The following is a 13694-nucleotide window of genomic DNA, read 5'->3' as shown; positions in this document are numbered from 1 at the left end:
ACTCCATGAATGAACTAACCGCCCTCAAGGACGGTCTTCGTAGTAGGTCTTGAGGGCGTGGCACGTGCCGCACAGCACCCACAAGTTGTCGAGATCCCAGGAGCCGCCACGGCTCACCGGGACGATGTGATCGACTTGCAGGTTCTCTCGGGTTCCGCACTTCTGACAGGTGAAGCGATCCCGCGTCAGAACTTTGGCTCTGCGTGACGACCAATCGCCGGGACGGCTGCGATTCCTAGCGGACTGCCTGTCCCAGCCCTTGCGGACGATCTTGTGTGATTCGCAGCGTCCGTTGAGGACAGTTACAGAGGTGCATCCGTTCACCAGGCAGATTGATTTGGCCCTGGGCATACGTACACCTCCATGAGATTGAATCCCGCCGTGAAGTCCTGTCCACCCGGGGTTTCCGCGGTGCGGATCGAATGTGTGTGATGCGCTGCTTCACGAGCGGGATAGTGAGTCGGCAGGGAATCGAACCCTGCTCTGCCCCCTCACCGGGGGAGTGCACGCCTACACCGCGACTCCAGCGAGGAGCTACCTCGCCTTCACCGGACATGGGTGATCAGCCCTGGCCGGTCGAATGAAGGCCCCGGAGGATTCTGATCTGGCTCCGGGGCCGTTGCCTTCCTGGACCTCTACTGGAATGAATCAACAGGAGATCAACAAGAAGGAATCAATCCATGACCGTCAAAAGAGGTCATGGAGTAGCTTTCTAATCTAGATTCAAACTTCTACAAGAATGTAGAAAGTTAAGAACTCTTAGCTCTTTAACTCTTCACTCTATGCGTCGGTGAGAGTGGGCCCAGTTCCTCTCGGTCACACTCCAAAGTGTGACCGAGGACATACGTGGTAGGGTTGGAGTGTGACATGCCCCTCAAGTTGGGGTGCGATACAACCTTGCGCTGGGTTCGAGTGTCTAGCGCTGGTACCGTGTGATCAAGAACTCCAGAGCCTCACGAGAGGGGATGACCCGGTGGAAAAGCGTCTGCCAGACTTCAACACCCTGGTCCGTCTGTCGCAGAGAGGGCTATCAGACGACGCTATCGGGAAGGAGTACGGCACCACCGGTCAGGCGGTGAACAAGGCTCTCGTCCTCGGTGGTTACCGCAGGACGACCACGGTCAAGCTCGTGAATGAACTGATCCCGTGGGATGTGAAGACGACCAAGGGTGTGGCCCAGGCCGGGGAGACCAGTCACCACAACACCTATCCGTGCAAGCTCCTCCGTGCCTACATGCGCACCCGCTTGGGGGACGAGACGATCACCAAGGCCAACATCACGGACGCGGACCGCTTCGCGGGGCGGCTAAGGCGTGAGAACGTAGTCCTCGACTATGACCGCGAGAAGGGGTTCTCTTATGTGCCACGCACCCCGAAGGACGGCAACCTCGCCCTTCGGTGGCCGGCTGACGTGCCGCTGCCGGAGGACGAGACGCACCTCCGTGCCGTCAGCCTGGACGACCTCGGCTGAGCAAAGGTCACGGGACGCAAAAAGGCCCCCCGCGCTTGATGAAGCGCAGGGGGCCTAGTTGTGTGCTCAGGCAGCGAAAGAGGAGATGACGGTCCGCTCGCGCTCGGAGAAGCGGCGAGGCCGGTTAGCGGTCGAGTCGTAGCCGACCAGCACTGAGCGAGAAGAGACGTAGACGTCCTGGCCGTCCTTGATCTCACAGCAGATCGTGAAGGAGACGCCCTTCACGTCCTCGACCCACGCCTCTACCGTGACTGGCTCGTCCCGGTACACAAGGGGGCGAACGAACTTAAGTGTTTGCTCGTGGACAACGAAGTTCGAGGCGAGACGTTCAGCCGGGTCGTTCGGAACGAGGTCCGAGAACATCCGGAAGCGGGTGTCTTCCAGGTAGGTCGCGTAGACGGCATTGTTCATGTGGCCGTTAGCATCCATGTCGGCCCACCGCAGTGGACACAAGTGTGTGTAGCGAGGCACTACTGTCCTTCAGTCGTTCCGAGAATTTCGAAGTCGTCCATGCCGTCTCCCCACGTGAGGAACACAAGCCGAAGGCCCGGGAACTTGGCAGGCGTGCACACCTGGCTGATCACATCAGTGGGCTTGTTGTCGTTGTACGGGACGCGAACGCGAAAATGATGACCATCCCGGTTGGAGACGACCGTGGTCTCTTCCTCCCAGAAGCCACTGATCAGTGGGTCCTCCAGGGCAGCGAGCAGGATACGCGCAATGGCGGTGTCGGTTCCGCGGCGGGCAATCTCCAGGCGAATCATGCCGAGATAGACCCGACAGTGCTTCTCCCAGCTCTCAAGCTGCACCCGAGCATCGGGGTAGAGGAGCGTCCAGCGCATGAGGTTGGCATTCGGTTCTGCGACCCACGGGAACCACTTTCCCATGGCCTCATTGAACGCCACGATTCCCCAGTCCTCGTCGGAGACGTAGGCGGGTCGCCGGCCTTGCTGGTCAAGTACCCAAGAGATGGGCAGCAGTTCGGGATCATCCCGATGCGAAGTAACGCCGATGGGCGATGGGACCCCCATCGTCATCAGGAACAGCGTCATCCGTTCCGAGTGATCAAGTCCCAGGCAGTCTGCGATGCGTTGGAGAACATCCGCATCGTACTTGACGGGCAAGCCTGACTCGAACATCCGATACCACTTGTCGCTCTTACCGCTTGCCTGCTGGACCTTGGCCTGGGGGAGCGGGCCATTCAGCCCCAGCTCTTGCCCTCGTGCCGCACGCCACGACTTGAGGTATCGCGTCAGATTGGATGCTGCCACGAGATCTGACACGTCATAGCGGGAGACCTGACCCTCGTTCACCCGGCACCTTCCCTTCGTTTGCTTAGCGGAACCATAACGGCTGCTACCTACATTGACGCGCGCAATCGAACGCACGTTCAGGGACTTTAGTCCCTAGCGTGGGGGACTAAAGACCCGTCCCTACTTACCGGTAAGAAAGTACCGGCGAAATCTTGCTATACCTGCCCATGTCTGAGTGACAAGATCGATGTCCGCAGAAGCAGGCATCACGCCAGGCGGGGGAGCTTGGGTTGCGGAGCCCCCCGTCATTGAGCATGCGCATGACAAAGGGGATGAACGAGGGTGGCCGTAGTGGGGGTCAAAGCAGGCGCGGGCGCGGCGAGCGCCCGGGGGCTTGTGGGGGATGGGATTCGGTCAGTGGCCACAGTTGGCGACAGCGAAGTGTGGCGAGCGTCGCAGTTGGAGTGTGAGAGTTTGCCTCACTCGTCCGGTAGGGTCATTCAAGGTACGAGTGGCACGACCGAAAGAGTTGGAATCGTGTTGTTTGAAGCCTTCAAGGATCTGGTCGTCAATGAGCGTGCAAGCGAGATTCTGAAGGCGGCAGTTCCCGGATCGAAGTGCATCAGGCGCGTCGTCACGGGGGCCATGTCGATCGCTGTCATCCCCAGCGAGGGGAAAGGTTTCTACACCCACATCGTGATCGGAAACACCATGGCAGAAGAAGAAGTCGAATCCCTCAAGGACTTGGAGAAAGAGATGGGCTACGAGTTGGCTGACGGATCGATCGTCTTCCATGACTGGATCGAGGAGCCCCACCCGCACATGGACGGGTCCACCGGGTTTGTTCAGGTAGAGATCTACTCGGAGGGTGTCACGGCATGAGTGACAGTGATCACTACAGCCGCTGGGCCACGATGCCCCGATCGGTTTCCCAGGTCACCGAGTTCGAGGACTGCCCCTATAAGGCGTTCCTCAAGCGCGTGAAGCGAGTCGTGCCCAGGCCGGCCGCCTGGTCCACCCACGGAACTGCCTTCCACAGCGCAGCCGAAGCCTTCGAGAAGTCCGGCCGCGCCATGACAGCCGAGCAGGCCGTAGAGGTTTTCCAGGACGAGTACAGCAAGGGCATCAACCGCGACCTGGGCGAGGTCAACGACCCCGATCAGTGGATGCGGGCCAACCGCGGAGATGGGGCCGACGACATCGAGGAGCGGTTCCATAAGGGCACTGAACAGACGCGACGGTACGTCGAGTACGTACAGGACCAGGCCCCCGTCCTGTGGTACGTGGACGGCCAGCCTGCAATCGAGCTGTACTTCATGGCCGACTTCGGAGGCGTGAAGGTGCGCGGTTACATCGACCAGGTCCTCAAGAACAAGGACGACACCAACCGGGTCCGCGACCTCAAGACGGGCAGCACCAAGAGCAAGTTCCAGCTCTGGGTGTACGAGATGGCACTCAACCAGCTCTACCCCGACCAGGAGACCACCAACGGCGACTGGTACCTGGCCAAGGAGCACCGACCTACCCGGCCGGTCAAGCTGGGCGACGCCAACCAGGACGAGATCACTCAGCGGATCGTAAGCATGGACGAGGCCGTGAAGGGCGGCGACTTCCCCGCCCGTCCAGGCTTCCTCTGTCGCTTCTGTGATGTGTCCTACGCGTGCCCTTTTTTTCGCTCGTGAAGTTGGAGTGTGAGAGTTGTTCAGTCTCAATCAGTCCGTACGAATGCGGGGCGCGGCCGGCGAGCCCATTCCCAGCCCGTTCAGGGGCCTCCGCAAGCTCGATGTGGAGTTCAGGCGAGGAGACTTCTCCGTCGTCTGCGCTGGGGGTGGCACGGGCAAGTCGCTGACAGCCCTCTGGCTGGCCGTGTCATCCAACGTGCCCACCCTGTACTTCTCGGCCGACAGCACCGCTGCCACACAGCTCAGCCGAGCCACGGCCATGATCACCGGGGACTCCGCCAAGGACATCAAGAAGAAGCTCGTCTCCGAAAGCGACGACTTCGAGGAGTACACCGATGCCCTCATGAAGCGCTGGTGGCTCCGCTTCAACTACTCGGCCCGCCCGAACCCGAAAGAGATCGAAACGCACCTTGAGTGCTACCGAGAGGTGTTCGGGATCTACCCTCATCTGGTGGTGATCGACAACATCACCAACGTTGACGGGGGAGGCGCCGGCACCGCCGAGGAATACACCTTCGGCCTGGAAGGGTTGTGCGATTACTTCAACGAGATGGCGCGGGAGACTCATGCTCACGTTATGGCCATGCATCACGTGGTCGGTGAGTTCTCGTCGGGGAACAAGCCCATCCCTCTCTCGGGTATGAAGGGCAAGATTGGGCGCGTTCCGAGCCTCGTTCTGACCATCCACGCCGAAGTGGATGGAATGGACGGGAGGACGCTGCACATCAGCCCCGTCAAGAATCGTGAGGGCTTCACGGACCCGAGCGGAGAAACGTACTCCTCCTATGAAGTCAACACATCCAACCTCCACATCACCGACGTAGAAGAAGAAGTGTTCTGAATCACGTCGATTCAATTTGGTCCCCAAGTTGGAGTGTGAGACTATAGAGGCAGAAGGGGGGAGGGTTGAACCCTCCAAAGAAGGGGTTCCGGAAGTGCACCAAGTGCCAGAGGAACCGCGCAGAGAAGTTCTACACATCCACTCGTGGTCGGGTGTGTGCCTCCTGTCGGAAGAAGACCAGGAGCGCGAGTTCGCACGAGACGCGAGTGCAATTGACCTATGGGCTCGGGCCAGGCGAGTACAGCGAACTCTTCCGTCAACAGGACGGAAAGTGCGCCATCTGCCGGCAACCCCGACAGCAACGACTGAGCGTCGATCACGACCACAAGACTGGCCTCTGTCGGGGCCTGCTATGCCGCCGCTGCAACAACCATCTGTTGGCGAAGGGTGCGAGGGACAATCCGACCATCCTCCGCAGTGCGGCTGACTATCTAGAGAACCCCCCAGCGATCCGAATCCTGGGCAAGCGGTACCACCGAGAGGACGGCAAGAAGTGATCACCCATGACGGCGGCCAGATCTACGTCACCCTGACCCGTAAGACCGGCCTGGCTAAGCTCCTCCGCCTCCTGGAGGCCGAGGCCGCCTTGGGTCTGCACGAGACGGCCAACGTGACGTACAAGAACCGCCGGGGCACTTACCGGAGGGCCATGCCCGTGACCGAGCTGGCCGAGCTGGTCAAGATCGAGGAGGGCAACCGTCGGAACCTCCTTCTTGAGGCGGCGCTCAAGGTTGGAGTGTGAGATGTCGAAGCCGGACATCACCGAGGTTTTCCGGCACTACTACCCCGAGGTGGGGCTGACGGCGCGGGACGGCTGGCAGAAGATCCACTGCCCCGAACACGTCGAGTCCAACCCGAGTGCGTCAGTTAGTTCATTCAAGAACCGGTGGACGTGCTTCGCCTGCGACATCCACGAGGACTCGTGGGACCTGATCATGAGGAAGGAAAACTGTGGTTTCCGCGCTGCTCAATCGTTCGCCGAAGGCCGCTTCTCTGGTGGAGGTAGCCCAGGGGTACAGCCTGGACTTCCGGGGGAGCCCCGCGGAGGAGTACATCAAGCACCGCGGTTTGGACGGCTTGGCGACTCGTCTGGGGCTGGGGTACGTCGCTTCCCCCGCTACGGGACATGAGAAGCACCTAGGCCGCCTCGCCATCCCCTACCTTCGGCCAGCGGCGGGTGAATACGCCGTAGCGACCGTGCGCTTCAGGTGCATCAACGAGGCGTGCGTCAAGAATCCGGACGGGGCCTGGCGCGAGGACGAGTGGCACGAAGGCCACGGCAAGTACCAAAGTCTTACCGGCTCCAGGCCCATGCTGTACAACACCCAGGCCCTCATCACGGCCTCGCCCTACGTCGGCCTGAGTGAGGGGGAGTTCGACGCTGCGAGTGCCGAGCTGGCCGGCATCCCCACCGTAGGTGTCCCCGGAGTCTCCGCCTGGCGTGATCACTTCGACCCGGCCTTCCTCGGGTTCGAGGCCGTGTTCGCCTTCACCGACGGCGACGGACCCGGCGAGCAATTCGTAGAGAAGCTGGCAGAGCGCCTGCCCAACGTCGTGCCAATCGGCTTCGGCAAGAAATGCGACGTGAACAAGTTCGTGAACGACAACGGCCCCAAAGCCCTCAGAGAGAAGTGCGGAATCGCATGACAAGTCAGGTTCCGAAGTTGGAGTGTGAGGCAGACTTGGTGAACAGCCCAAGTCACTACACACAAGGACAGTTCGAGGTCATCGAGATCATCGAGGACTCCCTGACCGAGGAGGCGTTCCTCGGATACCTCCTCGGAAATGCGACCAAGTACCTCCTCCGATGCCAACACAAGCACGAGGACGGCGGGGTTCAGGACCTCAAGAAACTCGTCTGGTACGCCAACAAGTACATCGAGAAGCGAAGCAGTGTTACGTGAAAGATACCTGGAAGTCGGCGCAGGGGTTTCCCGAGACGCTGAATAGAGGGCGAGTCGTCGCGGTCGTGGGGTGCCCCACCTGTAAGGCCACGCGGGGCGAGCAATGCAAGCGAGTGACCTCAGAGGAACGCACCCGAGCCCACTATCTCAGATGGGTCGCTGCTCACAAGTTTCTAACCAAAATCAACGGTTACAAGGGTGGAAGTGCATGAAGGATCAGATCGTAGTCGTCTGCCCGGACTCACAGAATCCGAAGCACGACCCACAGGCTTTGAAGCAGGTTGTTGACTTCATTTCCGACATCCAGCCTGACGGCGTGATTCACATCGGTGACGCGCTCGACTTCGAAGGGCCGGCCCGCTGGACCAAGGACACCCGCAAGGAATACGCGGGCAACGTCGAGCAAGAAGCCGAAGACTTCATCAAGGAGTTCATAGATCCCGTCCGTGAGGTGCACGATGGATTCTTCGGAATCCATGAGGGCAACCACGACCTTCGCCCCCGTCAGTACCTGGAGAAGTACGCCCCGGCCCTAGCCGACTCCAAGTTCTTCCACCTGGAGAACCTGTGCCGGTTCGAGGACTTCGGCGTGAAGCGACTCCCCGACTTCTATGAGGTCTTCCCGAACGTCGTCACTACTCACGGCCACCTCGGACGTATCCGGCTCACGCAGGTCGCCGGCATGACCGCACTCAACGCGGCGAAGCGCTTCACGAAGTCGATCGTCATGGGACACACCCACCGAGCCGCGGCGATCCCACACACACTCGGAATCGGAGAGCCCCAGACCATCTGGGGAGTGGAGGTCGGCCACGTCATGGACGAGTCCTGCGCGGACTACCTCAAGGGCACACCAGGGGACTGGCAAAAGGCATTCGGTGTCCTCCAGTACAGCAAGAGCGGCCACTTCAAGCCCGAAGTGGTCTACATGAACCGGGCCAACGAATTCGACTTCGGCGGTTACCGATACTCGCCGGGGGCGGCAGCATGAACAAGGACGAGATGGACTGGGGTTACCTCGCGAATCTGGCGGGCCGAATCGCCTACGCCATTGCCGAGCGCTGGCAGATCGTTGAGCCCGACGACGTGAAGCAGGAAATCATGATGCACGCGCTAAACGAGCGCCACATCATCGCGGAGCATTACACCGACGAGGACTTCCTTCGCAAGATTTTCTGGAAGGCCGGCCAGCGATACGCGGCCAGGGAACGGAACTATCGAGACCTCATGGACGGCGAGTACTACTACACCCCGGACGACGCCAAGACGGCGTTGAGGACGTTCCTCTACACCGATGAGGAGTTCGGTGAGCTGATCGGGAAGAAAGACGACCTAACTTCTTGCAAGGTGACCGACAACCTGTTCGTGGCGCGTCAGGACGCCAAGGCCGGACTGAAGAAGGTCAACGAGCGATACCGCAAGCTCCTCCTCAAGCGCTTCGTCTACGGCCTGTCTATGGAGAACCACGCCGATGAGATCGCACTCTCCCGAGCCGTGGTCGCTCTCTCCTACGAGATGAACCGAAACCTGCGACGAGAGGCCCAGATCGCATGATCGAGACCCGCCACCAATACCACCGAGAAGACGTAGCAATTGAGGTGGTCTACGACAGCGGCGTAACCACTTCCGTCTACCTCGGAATCCACACCAAGGGCGAGTCCTTCGAAGTCAACATCGACCGCCAGGACTACCCCGCTCTGCTTGACATGCTCAACGACGCATTCAAGACCAACCCCTAGGAGCCCACTTGTTCAAGACCGAAACCGCAGAGACCGTCTACCGGCGAACCTACTCCCGCAAGAAGCCCAACGGCGAGATGGAAACCTGGCCCGAGACCGTACAGCGAGTCGTAGACGGCAACCTCGCCCTGGTCCAGGACCGCTACATCGAGGAGGACGAGCGAGAGCGGCTTACCTACCTCATCGAGAACTTCCGCTTCCTGCCCGCAGGCCGGCACCTCAAGAGTTCGGGCGTCAACGACTTTGCGCTGAACAACTGCTGGGCCGCCGGATGGACAGCTGACAAGCCGGAGGAGCACTTCACCTTCGCGCTCCTGCGCCTGGCCGAAGGCGGCGGAGTCGGCTCCAACTACAGCTCCCGCTACCTCCACGACTTCCCCGTCATCCAGAACCGCGTGCGCGTGCACATCGTCTGCGACCCGCAGCACCCGGACTACGCGGATCTGGCCCAGGCCGGGCTGATCAGCACCGAGTACGACTACGAGTGGGCCGGGGCCTACTCCACGGAAGACAGCCGCGAAGGATGGGCTGGCGCCCTGGGCGACCTCATCCGAACCGCCCACGACCCCACCACCAAGCACGAGAACCGGGTCTACGACGTGAGCCGCGTCCGGGCCAAGGGGGCTCCCCTGCGGAGCTTCGGTGGTACGGCGTCCGGGCCAGAGCCTTTCGCGCGCATGATGATCGAGGTCGGCAAGGTCCTCACGGACGCTGCCGGTTGGCCAATGACCGGCATGGACGCCATGGCCATTGACCATCAGATCGCAATGGCGATCGTGGCCGGCGGTGTCCGCAGGTCGGCTCGAATGAGCATCATGCACTGGAATGACTCACTGATCGAGGAGTTCTTGAAGTGCAAGAGCAGCGACCAGACCGCGATGTGGACGACGAACATTTCGGTAGAGATCGATGACTCGTTCATCCGGGCACTGCACGACGAGAACCCCCATGCGCGGAGCGTCATGCTGAGGCTTGCGGAGGGTGCCCTTGGCTCAGGCGAGCCCGGCTTCTGGAACAGCTCCCTGACTGCTGTCGGGGAGGTGGACGGGACCTTCACCACGAACCCTTGCGGCGAGGCCACGTTGACCCCCTGGGAGCCGTGCAATCTGGGGTCGTTGAACCTCGGCCAGTTCGTGACCGACGGGGAGCCTGACTTCGAGGGCCTGGAGGAGGCACACCGCCTGGCTACCCGGTACCTGATCAGGGCGACGTTCGCCAAGGTCGCTGACCCGAAGTCGTACGAAGCCATCCAGAAGTACCGGCGCATCGGGCTAGGCCACCTGGGCTTCGCTGACTACCTGGTGAAGCAGGGCATCAAGTACAGCCGGGCCCCGTACAACCACGAGGTTCGGTTCGCCCTCAAGCACCTCGCAGAGGTCGTGGACCAGGCCGCCGCGGAGTACGCCAACGAGCTGCGCATCCCCACCCCCGTCAAGAAGCGCGTCATCGCCCCGACTGGCACCACGAGCAAGCTCGCCTCCGCATCCGGCGAGGGCATCCACGCTCCCTTCGCGGGCCACTTCATGAGGCGAATCCGCTTCTCCAACATCGAACCCACCGAGGCGGCACAGATCGAGGAGTACCAGAGGAAGGGCTACTACACCGAGCCATGTATCTATGCAACCAACACGACCGTGGTCGAGATCCCCACTACTGACCCTCTGCTCGTAGAGCATCCGGACAAGGCCGAGTTCTTCGAGCACGCAGGAGAACTGACCCTTGAGCAGATGCTCTCAGTGCAGCAGCTCTATCAGGACCTCTGGGCCGACCAGGCGGTGTCTTATACGGCGTCGGTCAATCCCGAGAAGTACACCCTTCAGGATGTCCATGACGTGCTGGAGAGCTTCCTGCCGGCCCTCAAGGGAAGCACCATCTTTCCCGAGCTGAGCCGAGACCAGGCCCCCTACGAACGACTCAGCGAAGCGGCCTACCTTGACGCAATCGCGTTTATTGGTGAAAGCGCGACCGACACGGGATATGACGAGGTTTGCGCCTCCGGGGCCTGTCCGATCTAGTGACCCTATTCACAGCTCCAGAAGTTGGAGTGTGACACTCTTCGTGAGAGGATAAAGACATGAACGAGAGCCCCTTCGGAAACTCTTCTCCGTGGGATGAGCCCGCGGAAACCCCCACTGCCGAAATCGTCAAGGAGTCGCCTGTGACTGCTGCCACCACCGCCACCACCGCCCATACGCAGGAAGGTGTGACCCTCTCCTTCAGGGGGGGTACCGGGTATGACGCCTCACTCCTGGTCCTCCGGGCCGGCACCATCACTGAGATGGACAAGGTGCTAGAGGAGGAGGGGCCGCAGCTCGCTTCGCTCATGAAGCGGGCGGCCAAGATCCAGGCGTTCAATACCGAACTGAACGGTAGCGAGAAGGGTGCCAAGGCGCCTTCGGGTAACTCTGGCGGCCCGAAGAACACCTTCTCTGGTGGCAAGGTTCAGCAGTCCAGCGATCCGGGCCCCGGTCCGAACTGCCACTGCGGCACCCCCTCCGCTTACACCCAGTGGGGCAAGAACAAGTTCGACAAGCCCTACCGCGCATTCAAGTGCGCCGAGAAGGTTCGCGACTTCCGCAGCAACGACGGCTGTGACTTCATCGAGTGGTACAACGGTAAGTAAATTCAGCACTTCAAGTTGGAGTGTGACACTTGGGGGCCGGGCGCATTCCCGGCCCCCGGCGCACAGGGAGAACAGTGCCCACCACGGAATATGACCTCTGGGCAGAAAGCCTTGAGCCCTGTTACGAATGCGGCGCAGACTGCGCCCCGGAAGATTTGACTTCCGTAGACATTGACGGCTGCGAAGAACTGGCCTGCTACGGATGTGCCCCGCAATACGAAGAGGTCAACTGTGACTGAGATCCGCTTCCGCTCTGACATTGGTGTCGAGCTGGTTGGCCACATGGGCGGAGACCACAGCATCGTACGAGCCGCGCGCGTCTCCTCTGGAGCGGCCGGCAGCCCAGAGAAGGACCGGGGACTCCTCAACATGCTGGCCCGAGACCGGCACGGCAGCCCGTTTGAGAGCGTCATCCTTCAGTTCAAAGTCGATGTCCCGATCTTTGTAGCGCGTGAATGGTTCCGACACCGGGTCAGTTCATTCAACGAAACCTCGGGACGCTACAAGGTGTTGGAGCCCGAGTTCTACGTCCCTCACGGGGGCCGACCTCTCCAGCAGATAGGGAAGCCCGGCGCATACATCTTCGAGGAGGGCACGTACGAGCAGAAAATTCAGGTCAAGGCCGCACACGAGCGCATAGCGCGCTGGGCCTGGGACGAGTACACGTCGATGCTCGAAGGCGGCATCGCCCGCGAGGTCGCCCGAGACGTTCTTCCACTCTCGACCTACACCTCCTTCTTCTGGACCGTGAACCTCCGGTCCGCCATGAACTTCCTGAGCCTGCGATGGGCCCACGAGAAGTCCGCCTTCCCTACCTTCCCCCTGTACGAGATTCAGGAGGGCGCAATGAAGGTCGAGGAACACGCCCAGACGGTTGCTCCTATCGCCATGGAGATGTTCAACGCGCACGGGCGAGTCACCCCCTAATCAACTCCTGGCTTGAAGACATAGACGACTGCCTCTCTGCGGCAACCGGCACTGCACCAACGATGAAGACGAGGACTGAATGAACTACTCCCGTGAATACGGCGAGAACCGTCTGATGGACCTTCGAAATGTTCCGGTTCACAAGGTCACCGTTGAAGTCAAGGACGAAAACACCGCGCTGGTCGAATCCCTTCGGAAGGACCTGGGTGACCTGGCTAAGAAGCTGCGAGACGCCGAGGACTCCAAGAAGTACTGGACTCAGTGCTTCGACGGAGAGCGGGCGACGGTCCGCAGTCTCCAGGCCAAGCTGAGCAAGGCCGAGGAGGAAGCCGGCCTCTACCGGCGGCAGGCGCGGTCGTGGGAAGGCCAGGCGAGCAGCGGTCACCGGTACGTGCAGCTCGTCAAGCACCTCACCGAGCGAAAGAACATCATCGAGGCCGCCATGCTGCGGGCCGAGGAGCGCAAGGACTTCCGGCAGGCACAGACCTACAAGGACCGCCTTGCCGAGATCCGCCTGAACCTGGAGGCGGCCGGTGTTCGATAACTGGGACGAAATCCCGCTTCACGTTTACGCCCACAACAACATGACCATTGAGCGGCGAATCGGGCCGGACAGCGAGGAACCCGAATTCCCGGCAACCCTGGAAGGTACTTACTGACATGCCGTTCTTCACCTTCGGCCAGAACAATTCCGGCGGGGGTTTCGACTACGACGAACAGAGCGGCATCAGCCACTTCGTCGTTGTGGAAGCGGACTCCGCGAAGGAGGCCGTAGCGCGCGCCGGGGACATCGGTCTCTATTTCGATGGCTACCGCGACTGCTCATGTTGCGGCAACCGGTGGTCGGACTACATGGACGACGAAGACGGCACCGCAGCCCCGGAGATCTATGGCAGGCCGGCAGATGAGTACTTCGAGAACGGTGCCCCGATGAAGTGGATCGTCGGATACGAGGGTTTCATCCACTACAAGGACGGGGTGACGGTAGGCATCCTCAAGGAGGACCCCCATGCCTGACTTTCCCGAGTTCATCGTCTACTCGGCCCGATGGGGATCGAACAACGGTTCCGAGTTCCGATTCGCCCAGAACGAGAAACACCTGAAGAACATCCTCCGCGGCCTCTTCGCCCGGTACGGAGCTGACCTTGATGTCGGCGTGTTCCTCGTCGGAGAGCGTTTCGACGTGACTCGCCGCTACGTACTCCCGAGGGAGTCCGAGCAGAGCACAGAGCCGCCTTTCTGAGCGGCACAAGT

The 13694-nt window shown here is 60.9% G+C and carries 20 protein-coding genes, 1 tRNA gene and 1 pseudogene; 18 read left to right on the top strand and 4 right to left on the bottom strand.

Features of this window, described 5'->3' with window-relative positions:
• Nucleotides 1–24: 24 nt before the first annotated feature.
• Both ABZ404_RS02715 and ABZ404_RS02710 read right to left on the bottom strand, forming a co-directional pair.
• Nucleotides 25–351 (bottom strand): HNH endonuclease signature motif containing protein, encoded by a 327-nt coding sequence (locus ABZ404_RS02715; RefSeq protein ID WP_358829492.1) that lies wholly within the window; start codon nt 349–351, stop codon nt 25–27.
• A gap of 105 nt (nt 352–456) precedes the next feature.
• A tRNA-Thr gene (locus ABZ404_RS02710) sits at nt 457–541 on the bottom strand.
• A gap of 432 nt (nt 542–973) precedes the next feature.
• On the opposite strand from ABZ404_RS02710, the gene ABZ404_RS02705 reads away from it, so the two are divergent.
• Nucleotides 974–1471, top strand: coding sequence for a hypothetical protein (locus ABZ404_RS02705; protein WP_358829493.1), 498 nt, complete (start codon nt 974–976; stop codon nt 1469–1471).
• A 66-nt stretch (nt 1472–1537) separates the two neighbouring features.
• Here ABZ404_RS02705 and ABZ404_RS02700 read toward each other — a convergent pair whose 3' ends face one another.
• Together ABZ404_RS02700 and ABZ404_RS02695 are read right to left on the bottom strand one after the other, a co-directional pair.
• Nucleotides 1538–1942: a thioesterase family protein gene (locus ABZ404_RS02700; protein ID WP_358829494.1), complete on the bottom strand. Its 405-nt coding sequence runs from the start codon at nt 1940–1942 to the stop codon at nt 1538–1540.
• Nucleotides 1942–2784, bottom strand: a complete 843-nt coding sequence (locus ABZ404_RS02695; protein WP_358831777.1) for an XRE family transcriptional regulator — start codon at nt 2782–2784, stop codon at nt 1942–1944. The genes ABZ404_RS02700 and ABZ404_RS02695 overlap by 1 nt, the downstream gene beginning before the upstream one ends.
• Before the next feature lie 477 nt (nt 2785–3261).
• Between ABZ404_RS02695 and ABZ404_RS02690 the strand changes: the two genes are divergently transcribed.
• The 17 genes and pseudogenes from ABZ404_RS02690 to ABZ404_RS02610 all read left to right on the top strand — a co-directional run bounded on the left by ABZ404_RS02690 (nt 3262) and on the right by ABZ404_RS02610 (nt 13683).
• The gene (locus tag ABZ404_RS02690) at nt 3262–3606 is read left to right on the top strand and encodes a hypothetical protein (RefSeq protein WP_358829496.1); all 345 of its coding nucleotides are present in this window, start codon (nt 3262–3264) and stop codon (nt 3604–3606) included.
• On the top strand, nt 3603–4406 hold the full coding sequence (locus tag ABZ404_RS02685) for a PD-(D/E)XK nuclease family protein (protein ID WP_358831776.1): 804 nt from the start codon (nt 3603–3605) through the stop codon (nt 4404–4406). Before ABZ404_RS02690 ends, ABZ404_RS02685 begins: the two co-directional genes overlap by 4 nt.
• A gap of 16 nt (nt 4407–4422) precedes the next feature.
• Nucleotides 4423–5247: an AAA family ATPase gene (locus ABZ404_RS02680; RefSeq protein ID WP_358829498.1), complete on the top strand. Its 825-nt coding sequence runs from the start codon at nt 4423–4425 to the stop codon at nt 5245–5247.
• Nucleotides 5248–5399: 152 nt separating this feature from the next.
• Complete coding sequence (locus tag ABZ404_RS02675) at nt 5400–5744, top strand: endonuclease VII domain-containing protein (protein WP_358831785.1); 345 nt, start codon at nt 5400–5402, stop codon at nt 5742–5744.
• Nucleotides 5741–5989: a hypothetical protein gene (locus tag ABZ404_RS02670; RefSeq protein WP_358829500.1), complete on the top strand. Its 249-nt coding sequence runs from the start codon at nt 5741–5743 to the stop codon at nt 5987–5989. Before ABZ404_RS02675 ends, ABZ404_RS02670 begins: the two co-directional genes overlap by 4 nt.
• 1 nt (nt 5990) lies before the next feature.
• Nucleotides 5991–6155: pseudogene (locus ABZ404_RS02665) on the top strand (CHC2 zinc finger domain-containing protein); the annotation flags it as partial.
• 43 nt (nt 6156–6198) lie between these two features.
• The gene (locus ABZ404_RS02660; protein WP_358829524.1) at nt 6199–6894 is read left to right on the top strand and encodes a toprim domain-containing protein; all 696 of its coding nucleotides are present in this window, start codon (nt 6199–6201) and stop codon (nt 6892–6894) included.
• Nucleotides 6891–7151 (top strand): DUF3310 domain-containing protein, encoded by a 261-nt coding sequence (locus ABZ404_RS02655; RefSeq protein ID WP_358831775.1) that lies wholly within the window; start codon nt 6891–6893, stop codon nt 7149–7151. The genes ABZ404_RS02660 and ABZ404_RS02655 overlap by 4 nt, the downstream gene beginning before the upstream one ends.
• Nucleotides 7152–7359: 208 nt before the next feature.
• Nucleotides 7360–8142 carry a metallophosphoesterase gene (locus ABZ404_RS02650; protein WP_358829502.1) on the top strand — a complete coding sequence of 261 codons (783 nt, stop codon included), beginning with the start codon at nt 7360–7362 and terminating at the stop codon, nt 8140–8142.
• Nucleotides 8139–8705 (top strand): hypothetical protein, encoded by a 567-nt coding sequence (locus tag ABZ404_RS02645; RefSeq protein ID WP_358829503.1) that lies wholly within the window; start codon nt 8139–8141, stop codon nt 8703–8705. The genes ABZ404_RS02650 and ABZ404_RS02645 overlap by 4 nt, the downstream gene beginning before the upstream one ends.
• Nucleotides 8702–8890, top strand: coding sequence for a hypothetical protein (locus ABZ404_RS02640; RefSeq protein WP_358829504.1), 189 nt, complete (start codon nt 8702–8704; stop codon nt 8888–8890). Before ABZ404_RS02645 ends, ABZ404_RS02640 begins: the two co-directional genes overlap by 4 nt.
• A gap of 8 nt (nt 8891–8898) precedes the next feature.
• Nucleotides 8899–10905, top strand: a complete 2007-nt coding sequence (gene nrdJ, locus ABZ404_RS02635) for a ribonucleoside-triphosphate reductase, adenosylcobalamin-dependent (protein WP_358831774.1) — start codon at nt 8899–8901, stop codon at nt 10903–10905.
• Nucleotides 10906–10964: 59 nt separating this feature from the next.
• Nucleotides 10965–11513, top strand: coding sequence for a hypothetical protein (locus ABZ404_RS02630; protein ID WP_358831773.1), 549 nt, complete (start codon nt 10965–10967; stop codon nt 11511–11513).
• A gap of 231 nt (nt 11514–11744) precedes the next feature.
• A complete protein-coding gene (thyX, locus tag ABZ404_RS02625; RefSeq protein WP_358829507.1) occupies nt 11745–12440 on the top strand; it encodes an FAD-dependent thymidylate synthase in 696 nt (231 codons plus the stop codon).
• A 79-nt stretch (nt 12441–12519) separates the two neighbouring features.
• Nucleotides 12520–12984, top strand: a complete 465-nt coding sequence (locus tag ABZ404_RS02620) for a hypothetical protein (protein ID WP_358829508.1) — start codon at nt 12520–12522, stop codon at nt 12982–12984.
• A 116-nt stretch (nt 12985–13100) separates the two neighbouring features.
• Nucleotides 13101–13457: a hypothetical protein gene (locus tag ABZ404_RS02615; protein ID WP_358829509.1), complete on the top strand. Its 357-nt coding sequence runs from the start codon at nt 13101–13103 to the stop codon at nt 13455–13457.
• The gene (locus ABZ404_RS02610) at nt 13450–13683 is read left to right on the top strand and encodes a hypothetical protein (protein ID WP_358829510.1); all 234 of its coding nucleotides are present in this window, start codon (nt 13450–13452) and stop codon (nt 13681–13683) included. The genes ABZ404_RS02615 and ABZ404_RS02610 overlap by 8 nt, the downstream gene beginning before the upstream one ends.
• Nucleotides 13684–13694: the final 11 nt, after the last annotated feature.

The organism is Streptomyces sp. NPDC005878 (genome assembly GCF_040629815.1).
In the GTDB taxonomy this organism is placed as follows: Bacteria; Actinomycetota; Actinomycetes; order Streptomycetales; family Streptomycetaceae; genus Streptomyces.
The sequence above is the reverse complement of the archived record's forward strand: the minus strand, read 5'-3'. Positions and strand labels throughout refer to the sequence as shown.